Raw genomic sequence first — 18,387 nt, forward strand, 5'->3', positions numbered from 1 at the left:
GTGGCAACCAAAATAAAAAGTCTACAACCACAAGGGTTGCAGACTGTATAATATAACAGTTCATGCATTAAGACACACTTCATATTTGTTGAGCAAATCCATACCAATCGAATACATCAGTAAAAGATTAGATCATTCAAATATATCAATAACACTAGATGTGTACTCACATTTATTAGATGAACATAAAAAAGAGCAAGGTCAAAAAGTGAGAGAATTATTCTCTTGACACTTTTTTGACACTTGCTCGATTGAAAGCCCGTGATTTCTAGGCTCAAGTATGGAGACGGCGGGAGTTGAACCCGCGTCCAGAGATCCTGATACAGATGTTTCTACGTGTGTAGTCTAGTCATTAAGGTTTCGCATTCACTCAGGTGACTGACATCCTGACTGAACACTAGCTTGATTAATCTCTTCTCATCAGACTTCAAACGGCAGTGATAAGCGTATCCTACTTAAGTTGAATCACGTTAACAGCACATAGGCGATGCTGTTAGGTGATGCAGAGTGCGATTAGGCAGCTACTGCTAAATTATCTTGTTTGCCAGTTATTATAACTGTTGTGTTGATGACGAAGACAACCCTCCGACACGCTTCATAAGCTCGGGGACCCCTGTCGAATCCGTAACGTCCCCTCAATAAGAAATATACTTCTAATTAACAGAAGTATATTTAATCTTAACAATTTTTTATTGATTTATCAATATAATTGTTTAATATCGTTGCTTCATTGCTCTTTCAACATCACGTTTTGCTTCTTTTTCTTTCAAAGCATGACGTTTATCATAATCACGTTTACCTTTAGCAACGCCTATCAATACTTTACAGAAACCACGTTTAATGTAGAGTTTTAAAGGTATTAACGCATACCCTTTTTCTCTCGTAATCCCAAAGAGTTTATCTATTTCTTTTTTCTTTAAAAGTAATTTACGATTTCTCAATGGATCATGATTAAATCGATTTCCTTCTTCGTATGGGGCAATATGCATATTGTAAACATACATTTCTCCGTTGTATACGCGTGCATAGGAATCTTTCAAGTTTGCACTACCTCGGCGAATGGATTTGATTTCAGTACCTTGAAGAACAATTCCCGCTTCTATCGTATCTTCTATTGTATAATCGTGGCTCGCTTTACGATTTTGCGCAAGTGGTTTGTTTTGAACTTTTGGCACATCCATCACCTACTTTCTATTTTTTCTTTCTTCTCGCTTTATTCTTCACAGATTTAGCTTTGTAATAAGGTTTCTTGTCTTTATTGTTACCCTTACCGCCTCTATTACCTTGTTGTTTGCCTTTAGCTCTGCCTTTTTTATGCTTGTTTGGCTTTTCATCATCTTTCGCTGGTCCGCGCTTCTTAGCTTTGATTGTCTTCTCACGTGCTAAACGCTCTCTATTCTTCTCAGCAATTGGCATACCTACAATTTGGAAATCAATCATTCTTTCATCAACATTTACATTGATTACTTTGACTTCTACTTTATCACCAATTCTAAATACTTTAGCTTGGCGTTCACCTATAATTGCCATATTGCGTTCATCAAAGTTATAGTAATCATCTGTTAAGTTAGAAATGTGTACCATACCTTCAATTGTATTCTCTAACTCAACGAACATACCAAAGTTCGCTACTGAGCTAATAATACCCGTAAATACTTCTCCAACGTGTTGAATCATATACTCTGATTTCTTCAAGTCATCTGTATCTCGTTCAGCATCAATCGCTCTTCTTTCACGTTTAGATGTATGATCTGCAATATCAGGTAACATTTCTTCCCAATGACGAATTTGTTTACTGTTCATGGATTTCTCGATTAAATATTTACGAATTAATCTATGAACAATTAAGTCTGGATATCTTCGAATTGGTGATGTGAAATGTGTATAATAATCTGCTGACAATCCAAAATGTCCTAAATTATCTTCGCTATATCTTGCTTGTTGCATACTTCTCAACATTAAAGTAGATATAACCATTTCTTCTTTTTGTCCAGCAACTTCTTCTACAATTTTTTGTAGTGTTGATGGATGAATATCTTCACTTGAGCCTTTAACAGCAAGACCAAAGTTCGCAATAAATTCAAAGAATTGATTTAAGCGTTCTGCTTTAGGATTTTCATGGACACGATAGATGAATGGTAATTCAAGTTTACTAAAGTGTTCAGCAATTGTTTCATTTGCTGATAACATAAAGCTTTCTATAAGTCGCTCTGCGTTATTTCTTTCTCTCACTTTAATATCTGTTGGAATACCGTCTCCATCAACTAATACTTGTGCTTCTTTAATATCAAAATCAATCTCACCACGACGTTTACGTTTAGCGATTAATTGTTTAGATAATTGTTGTGCTAAATCAAGCATTGGTGTTATTTCTGCATATTGCTCTCTAATCACTTGATTATCATTTTCGATAATATCGTTAACATCAGAATATGTCATTCTATAATCTGAATGGATAACACTTTCAAAGATTTCGTGATTCACGACTTCACCTTGTTGATTGATTTGCATTCTACAGCTTAACGTTAAGCGATCAACATTAGGGTTTAACGAACAAATTCCGTTACTTAGTCGATGTGGAATCATCGGTATAACTCTATCAACAAGATACACACTTGTCGCTCTATCATACGCTTCTTTGTCTAAGTCACTGTTTTCAGTAACATAATAGCTGACATCAGCAATACTTACTGTCAATTCTGTTAGACCGTTATCAAGTGATTTCACAGATACAGCATCATCTAAATCTTTAGCATCTGCACCATCAATTGTAATCGTCAATTCATCTCTTAAATCTCTACGGCCTTTTAATTCGTCAGATTGAATTTCATCCGGTACATTCTCAGCCGCTTCAATTACATTATCCGGGAACTCAATATTAATGCCATGTTGATAAATGATAGAAAGTATATCTACACCTGGATCATTTTTATGTCCTAATATAGCTTTAACATGCCCTTCAGGGTTATGTGTACCATCTGCGTATTCTGTTATCTCAACTAATACTTTATGGCCTTCAATCGCACCTAAGTGCTTGCCTTTAGGTATAAATATATCTTGTGTAATACGTTTATCATCAGGTAGTACGAATCCAAAGTGTTTCGCTTCTGTATAAGTTCCTACAACTTGCGTAATGTTACGTGTTGTAATTGCTTTAACTCTACCTTCAATCTTACCTTTATGGTCACCACGTGATGGCACGACTTCAACGAGTACTACATCTCCATCCATTGCTTTGTTAATTTGATTAGGTGGAATGAAAATATCTTCGATTGTATCATCTTCAGGTCTTAAAAATGCAAACCCCTTTTTGTGTTGACTTAAAGTCCCTTTAACTAGATCTGATTTGTCTCTTGTCTTTTTATATCTATCTGTCTTCGTTCTCTCTAGTTGACCCGTTTGTTCTAAATCAACGAGTACTTTAATTAACTCTTTAAATGAATCAGCATTACTCAATCCCAAAACATCTTGAAATTCACTTACTGTCATAGGACGGTAATCTTGTTCACTAATAATTTGTTCAACTTCTTCTCTTAGATTCATAGCGGGCCTCCTTTCTCGTTTATAATTTATGTCTTATTCGGACCAATCTAATGATTCTAAGAATTGATAAACATCTTCAAACACTTGTTCTTTTTCTTGTCCGATTGTTATAACATGACCAGATTCTTCGTACCATTTCATATTTTTATCATCAGATGATGACTCGTTATAAATAATGTTGGCAGAATCAGGATTTATCATTTTATCGTTTCTTCCTTGAACTACAAATAATGGATCAAACACTTCATCAATTTGATCTCTGACTTCTTGAATCGTTTCTTGTAGTTCAGTCAGTGTATCTGTTGGATGAAAGTTTTTCATTTCATCTTCAATTTGTTCAGGTGATTTGCCTTCATACTTCTTGAATTCTCTTGCGTAATCTAGCACACCTTCAAACATAGTGCCTTCTGTTTTTATATACATAGGGGAACACATTGTTACAATACCTTTTACATCTCTTTTTAAACTTAGTTTTAAACTAAACACACCGCCTAAAGAAAGACCAGCTACTGCAATTTCAGTATACCCTTTTTCTTCTAAGAAATCATATGCATCTAAGCAATCTTTGAACCATACGAACGGGCTTGATTCTAAAATTTCCTCTGGAGGTCTACCATGACCTTCGTAGTGTGGCGCATATGATGTGTATCCTTTTTTCTGTAAGAAACGTCCTAGTTGTCTAACATCCGATGAATTACCTGTAAATCCATGTAAAAGTAGAACAGCTCTTTTTCCTTCTTCAAAGAAGAAAGGTTTAGGTAATTGAATTCTCATGATCGACCTTCCTTTAACTTAATCTAATACTATTGTATCGCTTTTTTACGCTTAAATAAAATAAAAGAGTGAGACCGAAATCTAATATGAGAAGTTAGATTTCATCGTCTCACCCCGCAAGGTTATCACTATACATCTACATTTTAAAGTATGTGATCGCTAGCATTAATAAGAAAAATAAAATTGATAATATAATCGTAGCTCTGTGTAACACTAAATCTATACCACGTTGCTTTTGTTTTCCAAATAGTTGTTCTGCTCCGCCACTAATTGCACCGGATAATCCCGTACTCTTACCTTCTTGTAGTAACACGACGGTAATCAATGCAATACAAACGATGATTAATAAGACGATTAAAAATGTATGCATGGACTCGGTCCTCCTGTCTTTTATAACAGTAAAATTATAGCATATTTACAATATTCACTCAAGTTTTCATTATTTATAGTCAATTGATATGCCAAGGTTTTGTAACATTTCAAAATATGTTGGACATGTTTTAGAGACACATGATGGATCCAACAAAGTTAATCCGTCTACTTTTGTACCGATAAGACTTAATGACATCGCTACTCGATGATCGTCATATGTGTCTAACGTCGCTGCTTTTATTTCTCCAGGCGTGATTGTCCATCCGTCTTGATGTTCTTCTACTTGAATACCAAGTTGTGTCAAACTTTCTGTTAGAGCAGATACGCGATTACATTCATGATGACGAATATGTTCGACACCAGTTATAGTAATCGGTCCATCTGCGAATGTTGCTAAAGTCCCTATCGTTAAAGCTTGGTCAGAACATGCATTCATATCAATCGTCAAGTTGCCTTGTAATTGTTCTGGTCCAGAAATCACAACATAGTCTTCGCCCTTTTCAACAGTTGCCCCCATACGTTCAAGTATATCTACAACTTCCAGATCAGGCTGATGACTGTTTAAATTCAAATGATTAATTTTAATTGTAGATTGATTTAAAGCTGCTAAAGCCATAAAATAACACGCCGTAGATAAATCAGCTTCTAATGGTAACGTCGCTCCTTGATATTGTCCTTGTTCTACAGTCATATGCTTATAGTCTTCAGATACGTTCACTTGAATGCCGAATTGTTCCATCATTTCAATTGTGATATCGACATAGGCACTTTGAACAATATTTGTCGTTAACTCAATTTCTGTTGGATGGTTAAATAGAGGTGCTGCCATTAATAGTCCACTAATAAATTGACTGGACTGATTACCTGCAATTGACACTTTACCACCTGTTTCAGAAGTCCCTTTAATCGTAACTGGTAACTGTCCTTCTTCCTCAACATACTTTACTTGTACACCTAATTGTTTAAGTGCTTCATGTAAAGTTTGATGTGGTCTTACTGCAAGTTGTTCAGTAGACGTAATTGTAATTTCACTTTGTTCTTGTGTGCCTAAAATTCCAGGTAAAAATCTTGCCGTTGTTCCAGCTGAACCTATAAACACTTGTTGTTTATCAGCCAATTGATTTCGATCAATACCTGTGACCAAAATATCATCACCAATAAATTCAAAAGTGGCACCTAAATTTTTCAATGTTTCCATACACCAATATGTATCATCACTTTTTAAATAACCAGAAAGTTTTGAAGTCCCTTCACTAAATCCAGCTAATATAAATGCTCTATTAGTCACACTTTTGCTTCCAGGTATCACTACTTCTTTATTAAATGATTGATTGATTGGATGCAGTGTTAATTGTTCAACACCTTCCAATCCTGACCATGGAGATTGCGCACTTTTTAAATTAATCGTCATTGATGATCCTCCTAAAAGTTTAATTCCCTACATTATAGCTCATTTTAGTGTGGAAATAAACGATAAATCATAACAGTTTAAAGCATTAAAGTAAAAAGCAAAAAAAAGAACCAAAGGATCGCGTGTTCCTTTGGTTCTTTTATTATGCGCAATTATTTTGCTAAGTTATAGAAAGCTTTGATACCTTCAAATTTACCAGTTTCGAATAATTCATCTTCGATACGTAATAATTGATTGTATTTAGCAATACGGTCAGTTCTTGATAATGAACCTGTTTTGATTTGTCCAGCATTTGTTGCAACTGCGATATCAGAAATTGTAGTATCTTCTGTTTCACCTGAACGGTGAGAAACAACTGCAGTGTAACCAGCTTTTTGAGCCATTTCAATAGCTTCGAAAGTTTCAGTTAAAGTACCGATTTGGTTAACTTTGATTAAGATTGAGTTACCGATACCTTTTTCGATACCTTCAGATAATTTTTCAGTGTTAGTTACGAATAAATCGTCACCTACTAATTGAACGCGGTCGCCGATACGGTCAGTAAGGATTTTCCATCCGTCCCAGTCGTTTTCGTCCATACCGTCTTCGATTGTGATGATTGGGTATTTGTTAACTAATTCTTCTAAGAAGTTTACTTGTTCTTCAGAAGTACGTTTCACACCGTTTTCACCTTCGAATTTAGCGTAGTCATATACACCATTTTCGTAGAATTCAGATGCAGCACAGTCAAATCCTAAGAATACATCTTTACCTGGCTCTAAACCAACTGCTTTGATTGCTTCTAAGATTGTTTCAACGCCATCTTCAGTACCTTCAAATTTAGGAGCGAAACCACCTTCGTCACCTACTGCAGTTACTAATCCACGAGATTTTAAGATTTTAGCTAAGTTGTGGAAGATTTCAGCACCCCAACGTAAAGCTTCTTTAAATGATTCAGCACCTACTGGTAAAATCATGAACTCTTGGAATGCGATTGGTGCGTCTGAGTGAGAACCACCGTTTACAATGTTCATCATTGGAACTGGTAATTGAACTCCGTTGAATCCACCAAGATATTTGTATAATGGTTGACCTAAGAAGTCTGAAGCAGCACGAGCTACTGCAATAGAAACACCAAGAATAGCATTAGCACCTAATTTAGCTTTGTTAGGTGTACCATCTAAAGCGATCATTAATTTATCGATAGAAACTTGTTCTAAAGCTGAGAATTCGCCTTCAATAATTTCAGGAGCGATAATTTCATTTACGTTTTCAACTGCTTTAAGAACACCTTTACCTAAGTAACGTTCTTTGTCTCCGTCACGTAATTCAACTGCTTCGTATTCACCAGTTGAAGCACCTGATGGTACTAATGCTCTACCAAAAGCACCGCTTTCTGTTAATACTTCTACCTCTACTGTTGGGTTACCACGTGAATCTAATACTTCGCGTGCATAAATATCTGTAATAATTGGCATAATTAAAACTCCTTTATCATATTAATTGATTGTTATTTGATTAATGATTTACCAGTCATATCTTCTGGTTGTTCTACTCCAAGTAAGTCAATCAGTGTTGGCGCTAAGTCTGCTAAGCGTCCGCCACTTCTTACTTCTACCCCTTCTTTTGTTACGATAACAGGAACTGGGTTTGTTGTATGAGTTGTCATAGGTGATTCACTATCTGTTAATACTTCATCTGAATTACCATGATCGGCTGTAATAATAGCAGTACCATTCATAGATAAGATTTTATCAACAACTTCACCTAAACATTCATCGACTGCTTCAATTGCTTTGATTGTTGGTTCAAGCATACCACTGTGACCAACCATATCTGGATTAGCAAAGTTCAAGATAATTAAATCTAAATCACCTTTATCTAATTCACCAATTAATGCATCTTTCACTTCATAAGCGCTCATTTCAGGTTTTAAGTCATATGTTGCAACTTTAGGTGAATCGATTAGTACACGACGTTCACCTTCAAACTCTGCATGAGAACCACCACTCATGAAATAAGTTACGTGTGGGAATTTTTCTGTTTCTGCAATTCTTAATTGTTTTAAATTATTTTTTTGAGCTACTTCACCGATTGTATTTTTAATATCAACTGGTTTGAACGCTACTTTAGCAAACACATCGTCACTGTAGTTCGTAAATGTAACAAAGTATAAATCATCAAGTTTACGTTTAAGTTCGAAACCTTCAAATTTTTCATTTGTATATACTTGGCTCAATTGAGCAGCTCTATCAGGACGGAAGTTAAAGAATATCATTGCATCATGACTGTTTACACCTGTATTCTCAACGCCTTCTTCTTCATCTTTAACGATAAATGGAACGACGAACTCATCCGTTAATCCTTCTTTATAATTTGATTCTACACCTTCAATTGCTGTTTTGAATACTGGACCTACACCGTTTGACATTGCGTCGTAAGCTTTTTCTTCACGATCCCAACGGTTGTCTCTGTCCATTGCATAATAGCGTCCTGAAATTGAAGCAAACTGTCCTAAACCTAATTCTTTAAATTTATTTTCAGTTTCTTCAATATATTTAAGTGCTGATTTTTGATCAACGTCACGTCCATCAAGGAAACCGTGAACATAGACTTTCTCTACACCTTGCTTCTTAGCTAATTCTAATAAAGCAAATAAATGTTTGTAATGACTGTGTACGCCGCCATCAGATAAAAGTCCCATTAAATGTAATGTAGAATTATTTTTTGCAACATGATTCATAGCTTCTTTTAATTCTTCAATTTCAAAGAAATCGCCATCTTCAATTGACTTATTAATTCTTGTTAAACTTTGGTATACGACTCTACCAGCACCAATATTTAAATGACCTACTTCTGAATTACCCATTTGTCCTTCAGGTAATCCAACATCTAAACCACACGCTGATAATTCATTATGTGGAAATTGATTGTAGTAACGGTCGAAATTGGGCTTGTTGGCTTGTTTCACCGCATTACCATGTTCTTCTTCACGATTAGCAAATCCGTCAAGAATAATAAGTGCTGTTGGTTGTTTAGGCATTATTTTGCACCCTCTAATAATGCAACGAATGATTCAACTTGTAATGAAGCACCGCCAACTAATGCACCGTCGATATCTGATTGAGCCATATATTCTTTAATGTTTTCAGGTTTAACACTACCACCGTATTGTACACGTAATGCGTCAGCAGCTTCTTGTGAAAATGCATCAGCAACAACTTTACGCACGTGTCCACACATTTGGTTAGCATCTTCTGAAGTTGAAGATTTACCAGTACCAATTGCCCAGATAGGTTCATAAGCGATTACAGCAGATTTAACTTGATCTTCACTAAATCCTTTAAGCGCTGCTTCTACTTGTCCACCTACAACTGATTCTGCTTTACCTGATTCTCTTTCTTCTAATGTTTCACCAACACAGATGATTGGTGTCATATTATGTGAGAATACAGCTAATGATTTTTTGTTTACATCTTCATCTGTTTCACCAAAGTATTCACGACGCTCTGAATGTCCTAATACAACATATTTAACGCCTAAATCTTCAAGTGCTGCTGGAGAAGTTTCACCAGTGAATGCACCATTATCTTCGAAGTATGCATTTTGAGCACCAATTTGTAATCCTTGTGCTGCGCCTTCTTTAGTTAAATTAACAAGTGCATCTAAATGTAAAGTTGGTGCACAAATTACTGAATCTACCTCGTTTGTATCTGGTAATGCTGGAAGTTCATTAACAAAGTCTTTTGCTTCTTGAACTGTTTTATTCATTTTCCAGTTACCTGCGATAATTGGTTTTCTCATGATATATAAACTCCTTTTATAATTATTTTTCTGAAATTGCTTCAATACCTGGTAATGCTTTACCTTCTAGATATTCTAGAGAAGCACCGCCACCTGTTGAAATGTGTGAGAAGTCATCAGCGAAACCTAAATCCATAGCTGCTGCTGCTGAATCTCCACCACCGATAATTGTAGTAGCATCTTTCAAGTTAGCAATTGCTTTACATACGCCAATTGTACCTTGTGCAAAGTTACTTAATTCGAATACACCCATTGGTCCATTCCATACAACTGTGTTTGCACCTTGTAATGCTTCACTAAATAATTCAACTGATTTAGGACCGATATCCATTGATTCTTGATCAGCTGGAATTTCATCTGCAGAAACTACTGTAATTTCAGCATCATTTGAGAATTCTTTAGCTACTTTACAATCTACTGGAAGGATAATTTTATCGCCAGCACGGTCTAATAAATCTTTAGCGAAGTCCACTTTATCTTCTTCTAATAAAGATAAGCCGATTTCTTTACCTTGTGCTTTAAAGAATGTATAAGCCATTCCGCCACCGATAATTACTTTATCAGCAATTGTTAATAAGTTTTCAATAACACCGATTTTGTCAGAAACCTTTGCGCCACCTAAAATTGCTACAAGTGGGCGTTCTGGTTCACTTACAACGCCACCGATAAATTTAATTTCTTTATCCATTAAGAAACCTGAAGCTGTTTCAAGGTTTGATGCAATTCCAACATTTGATGCATGTTCACGGTGTGCAGTACCAAATGCATCATTTACAAATACATCACCTAATGAAGCCCAGTATTTACCTAATTCAGGATCATTTTTAGATTCTTTTTTACCGTCAACATCTTCGAAACGTGTATTTTCAAATACTAATACATCGCCTTCAGATAAACCTTCGATAGCATTTTCTAATGCTTCTCCACGTGTGTCAGGTACGAATTCAACTGTTTTATTTAATAGTTCACTTAAGCGTTCTGCAACTGGTTTAAGTGATAATTCTTTTTTATCTTCTTCAGTTTTAACTTTACCTAAATGTGAGAATAAAATAACTTTACCGCCTTGCTCGATAATGTATTTTATTGTAGGGAGCGCTTGGACAATTCTATTGTCATTAGTAATCGCACCATCTTTCATTGGTACATTAAAATCCGCTCTAACAAGTACTTTTTTACCTTTTAATTCAACATCTTTAACATTCTTCTTTGCCATGACTTGTCTTCCTCCTCTAGATAATAGAAAATATGGACTGATTAAAAATAAGCGGAGAAGCGATGTGCTCCCCGCTTACTCATAAGCATAACCTATTTAGTTCATTTATTTAAATTATTTGTTAGCTTGAGCAGCTAAAAATTCTAAAGTACGAACTAATTGTGAAGTGTAAGACATTTCATTGTCATACCAAGATACAGTTTTAACTAATTGACGATCTCCAACTGTCATTACACGAGTTTGAGTTGCATCGAATAATGAACCGTAAGTGATACCAATGATATCAGAAGATACGATTTCGTCTTCAGTGTAACCGAATGAATCATTTGTAGCATTTTTCATTGCTGCATTGATTTCTTCTACTGAAACTTCTTTGTCTAATACTGCAGTTAATTCTGTAACTGAACCAGTTGCTACTGGTACACGTTGAGCTGATCCATCTAATTTACCTTTTAATTCTGGAATTACTAAGCCGATAGCTTTAGCTGCACCAGTTGAGTTAGGTACGATGTTTTGAGCTGCTGCACGCGCACGACGGAAGTCACCTTTTGAATGAGGTGCATCTAAAGTATTTTGGTCACCAGTGTATGCGTGAATAGTCATCATTAAACCTTCAACGATACCGAATTGATCATTTAATACTTTAGCCATTGGAGCTAAACAGTTAGTTGTACATGAAGCACCTGAAACGATTTCTTCTGAACCGTCTAATTCGTCATGGTTAACGTTATAAACGATTGTTTTTAAGTCGCCTGATGCTGGAGCTGAGATTAATACTTTTTTAGCGCCTGCTTCGATGTGAGCTGATGCTTTTTCTTTGTCAGCGAAGAAACCAGTACATTCTAATACTACGTCGATATCTAAATCGCCCCATGGTAATTCTTTAGGGTTAGCATTTTCGAAAGTTTTGATTTCTTTACCGTTAACGCGGAATCCGCCTTCGATAACTTCTACTTCGTCTTTGAAACGACCTTGAGTTGAATCGTATTTTAATAAGTGAGCTAACATTGCATCGTCAGTTAAATCGTTGATTGCTACTACTTCGATATTTTCTACTTCTTGTAATCTTCTGAATGCTAAACGACCGATTCTACCAAATCCATTAATTGCTACTTTAGTTGCCATTATGATGGCCTCCTTTATAATTGTTATTTCAAAAAGGTAATTAAACCTTTTATTCCAAATTGATAATTGCTTTTGCAGCAGCTTCGTCGGTTATAAGAATTGTATTCTTGGGTGCGATCTCAAGATAAGCTTTAATTGCTTCCCCTTTAGATGCACCTCCAGCGACTGCAAAAATATTCGTTTTTGTTGCTAAATCTTCCAACTGCAAACCGATTGTTTTAACGCGATGTACGACTTCACCTTTAGCATTAAAATAATAACCAAAGGCCTCTCCGACTGCATAGTGATGTTTCAACTGGCTTAATACTGCTTCAGAAGTCTTTCTTCTTTGAGCCATCTTCAGCGCATCACCAATGCCGTGAATTATAAAGTCTGAATGACGAATTGCATCAAGGACTTCGATAACTGCTGGTTCTCTCAGCAACGTTTCATATGAGTTTTCACTGACTTGATCAGGAACATACAAGACTTTATACGACCCACCTGTTCGATGAGCCATGCTTGCACATATCGTATTCGCTTGGAATACAACGTTCTCTCCCAAGCCGCCTCGTGCTGGTGTGAACAAGATATCCTTATCTAAAGGATGTAGTGATTCACTCACCCTAGCCATTGTTGAACCGCCTGTTACTGAAACAGAAGCATTCGTATACAATGACTGTTCAAGTAATTCTGCTGTAACATTACCCAATTCTGCTTTAACCATCTCATCTGAGTCCGAATTACCTCTCACTATATGCGCTTTAACGCCATATCGATTAAATATTTCATCTTCAATATGATTAAAACTTGAATATAACGTTAAGTAATGGGACAACGATGAACGTATTTGATCACCAGTTTCAGTCAATTTCATACCTGTTGACTGTACGCTGACTAAGTCTTGTTGTTTTAAAATCTCTATTTCTGTTCTCAATACCCGTTCAGTAATATTCATAACATCACTTAAGGATCTACGACCAATTGGTTGCATCTTCTCAATCGTTGATAAGATGTTAAAGCGTCGGTACATCTTGTCTATCAAATCAGGAACGAGTTTATGTTGTATCTTCAACAAATCTTCCATAAACAAGACGCCTCCTCATAGATTAACAGATGGGCAGTATCTAACCTAGGTTAGACGTTTTTTGTCCCATGCGGGTCAAAAAAATAATATCTGTTTACATTTTTATGATACACCTAGGTCTATAAGATTGCAAGTAAAAGCATGAGCTATTATTTCATTTTTTCATACGATTCAGACAATGTAACAAAATCAATGTTGCCTTCTTGTAGAACGACCCCTTTATACATAACGACCGGCACTCTCATCATGTATTTCTCCATTAGATTATCATCTTCTTCTATATTAATAGTATCAATACAAATTTCATCGTGTTCTTCCTTGAAAAATGAAAGTTGTAATTTCGCGTCCTCACACAAACTACAATTCGATCCAATATAAAATTGAATATACATCTCATCATCCCTATCTATAATAAGCCTCCCCGAGACGAATTGAACGCCCATTTCAAGAACCGGAATCTTGCGTGTTATCCTTTACACTACGGAGAGATAATCTTAATGTTTCATTTATATCAGCTTAACAACTAACCATTACAATGAAAGTATCAACTAATTGGGAGTGAATGAAATGACCATTCATAAAGCAGTGACAATTATTAAAAAAAGATGCGCACACTTCAACATACCTGCGACACATATCCATTGCACTCAGTTCATTGATTACGGAAACTATTATATCATTTATGCAAACATTGACAATACATGTCGAAAATTTCCAGTGTATAAATCAGCAATTTAAGTTATAATTTTCATCAGTAGGTCATATATTTTGACCATGTTTGACTTTATAGTGTATGATATGGTCATTAAGATATTCAAAGGAGGATTAACTGATGAATTTAATACCAACAGTTATAGAAACAACAAACCGTGGCGAACGCGCTTATGATATTTATTCTCGTTTATTGAAAGACCGCATTATAATGCTAGGATCAGCAATTGATGATAACGTAGCAAACTCAATCGTGTCACAATTATTATTCTTACAAGCACAAGACTCTGAGAAAGATATTTATTTATATATCAACTCTCCAGGCGGAAGTGTTACAGCTGGTTTCGCAATTTACGATACTATCCAACACATTAAACCTGATGTACAAACAATTTGCATCGGTATGGCAGCTTCAATGGGTTCATTCCTATTAGCAGCAGGTGCAAAAGGAAAACGTTTCGCTTTACCAAACAGTGAAGTAATGATTCACCAACCACTTGGTGGCGCTCAAGGTCAAGCAACAGAAATCGAAATCGCAGCTAAACACATTTTACGTACGCGTGAAAAATTAAATAAAATTTTATCTGATCGTACAGGTCAACCAATTGAAAAAATTGAAAAAGACACAGATCGCGATAACTTCCTTACAGCAGAAGAAGCTAAATCATACGGCTTAATCGATGATGTTATGCATCCAGAAGACGTTAAAGCATAAAATAGAATTAAAAATAAAAGCTGGAACACAATGATTGTGTTCCAGCTTTTTTTGATTTGGTTTGTTTATAGGATTTCAGGGGTTATTTGGGAGAATTAGGCTGCTGTAACTGCCAGTATTCGGAATTATGACCGTTAGAATGCTGTAACGGACACTTTTCCGAATTATGTCCCTTAGAACCGTGTAACGGACACTTTTCCGAATTATGTCCCTTAGAATCGTGTAACGGACACTATTCTTAATTATGTCCGTTAGCCAGAATCCCAACCTCCGCTTCATTCAATCTTATTTCATACCAAAAATATTTTTCCTAAATTTCTCTTAATTAACCGATTCTCCATTACGGATTTTATCGGCCATTTCATTTAATTTACGCAATCTGTGGTTAATACCTGATTTTGATATTTTTCCGGTACTTACCATTTCGCCGAGTTCTTTGATTGATACGTCTTGATTATCTATTCTTAATCGCGCGACTTCTCTTAAACGGTCAGGTAAATTATCTATCCCTATTTCTTGATCTATAAGTTGAATACTTTCTACTTGTTTCATTGCTGCACTAACTGTTTTATTTAAATTTGCTGTTTCACAATTCACGAGTCGGTTAACTGAATTTCTCATATCTCGAATGATTCTAACATCTTCGAATTTCAGTAATGCTTGATATCCGCCTATTAAACTTAGGAAGTCTGATATTTTTTCCGCTTCTTTTTGATAACTGATGTAGCCTTTTTTACGTTCAAGGAGTTTCGCATTTAATTGGTATTGATTCATCAATGCTGTTAAGTCAGCTGAGTGTTCTTCATACAGTGAGAATATTTCTAAATGATATGAAGATGTTTCTGGATTATTTACTGATCCTCCTGCTAAGAAAGCACCTCTTAAATAACTACGTTTACAGCAGTCTTTTTGTAAAATATCTTTATCAATTTCGTGTTTAAACATGCCGTCTTGTAATATTCCTAATTCATCAAGAATTTCTTTAGCTTTCACTTTAATTCTGCTTATATATATATTATTTTTCTTAAGTTTCATTTTCTTTCTAACTAATAATTCAACTTCTACTCCAAAGCATTTTTTAATAAGCGAGAATATACGACGTGCTATCGCTGCGTTTTCGGTTTGTACATTTATGACAAACTGTTGGTTTGAAATACTTAAATTCCCATTCATTCTTATCAAAGCTGAAAGTTCTGCTTTGGCACAACAGTCATCAACTTCGATTCTAGTTAGTTCATTTTTCATTTCTGACGCGAAACTCATAGCATGTCATCCTTTCTACGATTTATAAACATAAAAATAATGATATGCCAGATGACATATCATACGTTTCTCTTTTTAATAATATTACATGTATTAGCCGGGCGTATCAAGTTATTAAACTTATACATTTTATCATTTTGGTTTTGTTTCTTTAATCACACCGACAATTAACATCAATAAACCAACAACTAAAAAGAAAATTCCTACTTGCTGACTAATTGTTAATCCAATGAGTAACATGACACATCCCAAAAGTACCATCATGTATTGAACTTTTTTCAATATCCATCACCCCAGTTTATATACCCCTATATAAAAAATGGTATTGAGACCGGGACATAATGTAATGTCCCAGTCCATTATTTATCTTTCTTATACTGAATTGTGCTAATTTCTCTTAATGCAATTTCATAAATCATTTGCGCAAGTACGACATTATTATGTCTAATATATTGATGTGGCGTAATACTTACTAATTGCTCATCATGAATACATTGAACACCCATTTTTTCTAATTTACAACCATCAAATTCAACTTGTTTTGAATCTTCTTTTTCATACCTTAATAAAATTTCTTCATTAAAACGTTCTTTTTGACATATAACAAAATCAATAATCGCATCTCCAACATGGTCATGAATTGCTTTCACATGATCACTTACTGAATAACCAGTCGTTTCACCTTGTTGTGTCATCAAATTACATACATATAACCTTTCAGCTTCTGTATGAATCAATGCATCTTTTACTTTTTTCAATATCAAATTAGGTATAATACTTGTATATAGCGAACCTGGGCCCATAACAATCAAATCTGCTTCTTGTATTGCATCGATTGCTTCTTCCATAGGTTCAATATCTTCAGGTGTTAAAAATACTTTTTCAATTTTCTTAGATGTTTTTGGAATATTAGACTCACCAACAACGATTTCGCCATCTGACATTACTGCATTTAATACAACACTTTTAGTTGTAGATGGAATCACTTGCCCTTTAATGTTTAGAATTTTACTTAATTCTTTCACTGCATGGCCGAAATCATCTGTAATATTCGTCATAGCTGCTAACAATAGATTTCCAACTGAATGTCCACCTATTTTCTCTTCTTCAAAGCGGTGTTGGAATAGTTTTTCAAGCATTGGTTCTGTATCACTTAATGCTGCTAACACATTTCTAATATCACCAGGAGCAGGTATATCCATCACATCACGAATTTTACCTGTACTACCGCCATCATCTGCGACTGTTACGATGGCAGTGATATCTATATTAAAATCTTTCAATCCTCTTGCTAAGACTGAAAGACCGGTCCCGCCTCCTATGAGGACGACTTTTAACTTTTTCATTTTTTCTTCTTGCTTTCAATATGTGCATCGCGATGTGACGTATACACGACATAATCAAAATTATCTTTAATATCTTCTCCTAACCGCTTCGCAAGTGCAACAGATCGATGTTGTCCGCCTGTACAACCTATTGCGATTGTCAATTGCGATTTACCTTCTTTCTTGTATCCTGGTAACATAAACATAAGTAACTCACTGAACTTCTTATAGAACGTCGCTGTTTCTTTCCATTTCATAACATATTGATAAACTTCATCATCTAATCCAGTTAGAGGTCTAAGTTCTTCTACATAATATGGATTCGGTAAGAATCGTACATCAAATACGATATCCGCATCGATTGGCATACCATGTTTGAACCCAAAGCTTAACACTCTCACTTGGAAAGTAGTCGTAGGATCATTTTCAAATGTTTCTATTAATTTTTGTCTTAATACTTTCGGTTTCATCTCCGTCGTATCAATTACAAAATTACTTATACCTTTAATATCGCTTAACAATTCTTTTTCTTGTTCAATTGCTGATAATAAACTACCTTTTTCACTTAAAGGATGAGTTCTTCTTGTTTCTTTATATCTTGAAATTAATTTTGTATCACTTGCTTCAAGGAACAGAATATCTACGATGACTCTTTTTTCGCTTTGAATGTAATCCAATTCGTCTCTTAAATCACCAAAGAAATCTTTTCCTCTTAAATCGATACCAATTGCAACTTTAGAAAGCGATGGATTCCCTTGATCCATTAAATCAACAAATTTTTGCAATAAAATGGGCGGTAAATTATCTACACAAAAATAACCCAAGTCTTCTAAAGCTTGTAATGCCACAGATTTACCCGCTCCGGATAACCCCGTAACAACAAGCAGTTCATTTTTCACATTAGTCTTATCAACAGGTTGCATAACATTACTCCTTTACCTATCCTATATACCTTTATCTTACATGATTCTTTCATAAAAAACATTAATTAACTGGGGAGCGGGACAGAAATCTAATTTATAAAAAAGATTTCTTATTCCCGCCCCGGCAAGGATGACTAGATACTAAAAAAGGCTGAGACATAAC

Annotated in this window: 17 protein-coding genes, 1 other RNA gene and 1 pseudogene; 2 read left to right on the forward strand and 17 right to left on the reverse strand. The window is 35.2% G+C overall.

Going from position 1 to position 18,387, the window contains the following annotated elements; all coding sequences use genetic code 11:
- Positions 1-49 precede the first annotated feature (49 nt).
- A pseudogene (locus tag P3U32_RS10095) lies at positions 50-229 on the forward strand (site-specific integrase); the annotation flags it as partial.
- A 49-nt stretch (positions 230-278) separates the two neighbouring features.
- Here the strand turns inward: P3U32_RS10095 and ssrA are convergent.
- The 13 genes from ssrA to P3U32_RS10160 all read right to left on the reverse strand — a co-directional run bounded on the left by ssrA (position 279) and on the right by P3U32_RS10160 (position 13,679).
- Positions 279-635, reverse strand: a transfer-messenger RNA (tmRNA) gene (gene ssrA / locus P3U32_RS10100).
- A 78-nt stretch (positions 636-713) separates the two neighbouring features.
- Positions 714-1,175, reverse strand: coding sequence for an SsrA-binding protein SmpB (smpB, locus tag P3U32_RS10105; RefSeq protein ID WP_323703010.1), 462 nt, complete (start codon positions 1,173-1,175; stop codon positions 714-716).
- A 16-nt stretch (positions 1,176-1,191) separates the two neighbouring features.
- Entirely contained in the window at positions 1,192-3,543 is a 2,352-nt protein-coding gene (rnr, locus tag P3U32_RS10110; protein ID WP_323703011.1) for a ribonuclease R, read from the reverse strand.
- 33 nt (positions 3,544-3,576) lie between these two features.
- Positions 3,577-4,317, reverse strand: a complete 741-nt coding sequence (locus P3U32_RS10115; protein WP_323703012.1) for an alpha/beta hydrolase — start codon at positions 4,315-4,317, stop codon at positions 3,577-3,579.
- Positions 4,318-4,453: 136 nt separating this feature from the next.
- Positions 4,454-4,687 carry a preprotein translocase subunit SecG gene (gene secG / locus P3U32_RS10120; RefSeq protein WP_323703013.1) on the reverse strand — a complete coding sequence of 78 codons (234 nt, stop codon included), beginning with the start codon at positions 4,685-4,687 and terminating at the stop codon, positions 4,454-4,456.
- A gap of 69 nt (positions 4,688-4,756) precedes the next feature.
- Positions 4,757-6,100 (reverse strand): 3-phosphoshikimate 1-carboxyvinyltransferase, encoded by a 1,344-nt coding sequence (gene aroA / locus P3U32_RS10125; RefSeq protein ID WP_323703014.1) that lies wholly within the window; start codon positions 6,098-6,100, stop codon positions 4,757-4,759.
- A 152-nt stretch (positions 6,101-6,252) separates the two neighbouring features.
- The gene (gene eno / locus P3U32_RS10130; protein WP_323703015.1) at positions 6,253-7,557 is read right to left on the reverse strand and encodes a phosphopyruvate hydratase; all 1,305 of its coding nucleotides are present in this window, start codon (positions 7,555-7,557) and stop codon (positions 6,253-6,255) included.
- A gap of 32 nt (positions 7,558-7,589) precedes the next feature.
- Entirely contained in the window at positions 7,590-9,122 is a 1,533-nt protein-coding gene (gene gpmI / locus P3U32_RS10135) for a 2,3-bisphosphoglycerate-independent phosphoglycerate mutase (protein ID WP_323703016.1), read from the reverse strand.
- The gene (gene tpiA, locus P3U32_RS10140) at positions 9,122-9,883 is read right to left on the reverse strand and encodes a triose-phosphate isomerase (RefSeq protein WP_323703017.1); all 762 of its coding nucleotides are present in this window, start codon (positions 9,881-9,883) and stop codon (positions 9,122-9,124) included. The genes gpmI and tpiA overlap by 1 nt, the downstream gene beginning before the upstream one ends.
- Before the next feature lie 22 nt (positions 9,884-9,905).
- The gene (locus P3U32_RS10145) at positions 9,906-11,096 is read right to left on the reverse strand and encodes a phosphoglycerate kinase (RefSeq protein WP_323703018.1); all 1,191 of its coding nucleotides are present in this window, start codon (positions 11,094-11,096) and stop codon (positions 9,906-9,908) included.
- 114 nt (positions 11,097-11,210) lie between these two features.
- The gene (gene gap, locus P3U32_RS10150) at positions 11,211-12,221 is read right to left on the reverse strand and encodes a type I glyceraldehyde-3-phosphate dehydrogenase (protein WP_323703019.1); all 1,011 of its coding nucleotides are present in this window, start codon (positions 12,219-12,221) and stop codon (positions 11,211-11,213) included.
- Positions 12,222-12,270: 49 nt separating this feature from the next.
- Positions 12,271-13,287, reverse strand: coding sequence for a sugar-binding transcriptional regulator (locus P3U32_RS10155; protein WP_323703020.1), 1,017 nt, complete (start codon positions 13,285-13,287; stop codon positions 12,271-12,273).
- A 149-nt stretch (positions 13,288-13,436) separates the two neighbouring features.
- On the reverse strand, positions 13,437-13,679 hold the full coding sequence (locus tag P3U32_RS10160; RefSeq protein WP_323703021.1) for a glutaredoxin family protein: 243 nt from the start codon (positions 13,677-13,679) through the stop codon (positions 13,437-13,439).
- A gap of 440 nt (positions 13,680-14,119) precedes the next feature.
- Between P3U32_RS10160 and clpP the strand changes: the two genes are divergently transcribed.
- A complete protein-coding gene (clpP, locus tag P3U32_RS10165; protein ID WP_323703022.1) occupies positions 14,120-14,713 on the forward strand; it encodes an ATP-dependent Clp endopeptidase proteolytic subunit ClpP in 594 nt (197 codons plus the stop codon).
- Between the two features lie 321 nt (positions 14,714-15,034).
- Here the strand turns inward: clpP and whiA are convergent, their stop codons facing one another.
- From whiA to rapZ, 4 genes are all read right to left on the reverse strand, one after another.
- The gene (whiA, locus tag P3U32_RS10170; RefSeq protein ID WP_323703023.1) at positions 15,035-15,976 is read right to left on the reverse strand and encodes a DNA-binding protein WhiA; all 942 of its coding nucleotides are present in this window, start codon (positions 15,974-15,976) and stop codon (positions 15,035-15,037) included.
- A 132-nt stretch (positions 15,977-16,108) separates the two neighbouring features.
- Positions 16,109-16,258 carry a hypothetical protein gene (locus P3U32_RS10175; RefSeq protein WP_323703024.1) on the reverse strand — a complete coding sequence of 50 codons (150 nt, stop codon included), beginning with the start codon at positions 16,256-16,258 and terminating at the stop codon, positions 16,109-16,111.
- A gap of 77 nt (positions 16,259-16,335) precedes the next feature.
- Positions 16,336-17,322 (reverse strand): gluconeogenesis factor YvcK family protein, encoded by a 987-nt coding sequence (locus P3U32_RS10180; protein WP_323703025.1) that lies wholly within the window; start codon positions 17,320-17,322, stop codon positions 16,336-16,338.
- On the reverse strand, positions 17,319-18,224 hold the full coding sequence (gene rapZ, locus P3U32_RS10185; protein WP_323703026.1) for an RNase adapter RapZ: 906 nt from the start codon (positions 18,222-18,224) through the stop codon (positions 17,319-17,321). Before rapZ ends, P3U32_RS10180 begins: the two co-directional genes overlap by 4 nt.
- Positions 18,225-18,387: the final 163 nt, after the last annotated feature.

The sequence above is a fragment of the Mammaliicoccus sp. Dog046 genome (genome assembly GCF_034039665.1).
Taxonomy (GTDB): domain Bacteria; phylum Bacillota; class Bacilli; order Staphylococcales; family Staphylococcaceae; genus Mammaliicoccus.

What these genes read in the sequence shown, in the direction of transcription:
- gap (WP_323703019.1), bottom strand. Translation starts at nt 12,221, where the DNA reads ATGGCAACTAAAGTAGCAATTAATGGATTTGGTAGAATCGGTCGTTTA.
- clpP (WP_323703022.1), top strand. Translation starts at nt 14,120, where the DNA reads ATGAATTTAATACCAACAGTTATAGAAACAACAAACCGTGGCGAACGC.
- P3U32_RS10115 (WP_323703012.1), bottom strand. Translation starts at nt 4,317, where the DNA reads ATGAGAATTCAATTACCTAAACCTTTCTTCTTTGAAGAAGGAAAAAGA.
- eno (WP_323703015.1), bottom strand. Translation starts at nt 7,557, where the DNA reads ATGCCAATTATTACAGATATTTATGCACGCGAAGTATTAGATTCACGT.
- P3U32_RS10180 (WP_323703025.1), bottom strand. Translation starts at nt 17,322, where the DNA reads ATGAAAAAGTTAAAAGTCGTCCTCATAGGAGGCGGGACCGGTCTTTCA.
- whiA (WP_323703023.1), bottom strand. Translation starts at nt 15,976, where the DNA reads ATGAGTTTCGCGTCAGAAATGAAAAATGAACTAACTAGAATCGAAGTT.
- P3U32_RS10155 (WP_323703020.1), bottom strand. Translation starts at nt 13,287, where the DNA reads ATGGAAGATTTGTTGAAGATACAACATAAACTCGTTCCTGATTTGATA.
- secG (WP_323703013.1), bottom strand. Translation starts at nt 4,687, where the DNA reads ATGCATACATTTTTAATCGTCTTATTAATCATCGTTTGTATTGCATTG.
- rnr (WP_323703011.1), bottom strand. Translation starts at nt 3,543, where the DNA reads ATGAATCTAAGAGAAGAAGTTGAACAAATTATTAGTGAACAAGATTAC.
- tpiA (WP_323703017.1), bottom strand. Translation starts at nt 9,883, where the DNA reads ATGAGAAAACCAATTATCGCAGGTAACTGGAAAATGAATAAAACAGTT.
- rapZ (WP_323703026.1), bottom strand. Translation starts at nt 18,224, where the DNA reads ATGCAACCTGTTGATAAGACTAATGTGAAAAATGAACTGCTTGTTGTT.
- P3U32_RS10160 (WP_323703021.1), bottom strand. Translation starts at nt 13,679, where the DNA reads ATGTATATTCAATTTTATATTGGATCGAATTGTAGTTTGTGTGAGGAC.
- aroA (WP_323703014.1), bottom strand. Translation starts at nt 6,100, where the DNA reads ATGACGATTAATTTAAAAAGTGCGCAATCTCCATGGTCAGGATTGGAA.
- gpmI (WP_323703016.1), bottom strand. Translation starts at nt 9,122, where the DNA reads ATGCCTAAACAACCAACAGCACTTATTATTCTTGACGGATTTGCTAAT.
- P3U32_RS10145 (WP_323703018.1), bottom strand. Translation starts at nt 11,096, where the DNA reads ATGGCAAAGAAGAATGTTAAAGATGTTGAATTAAAAGGTAAAAAAGTA.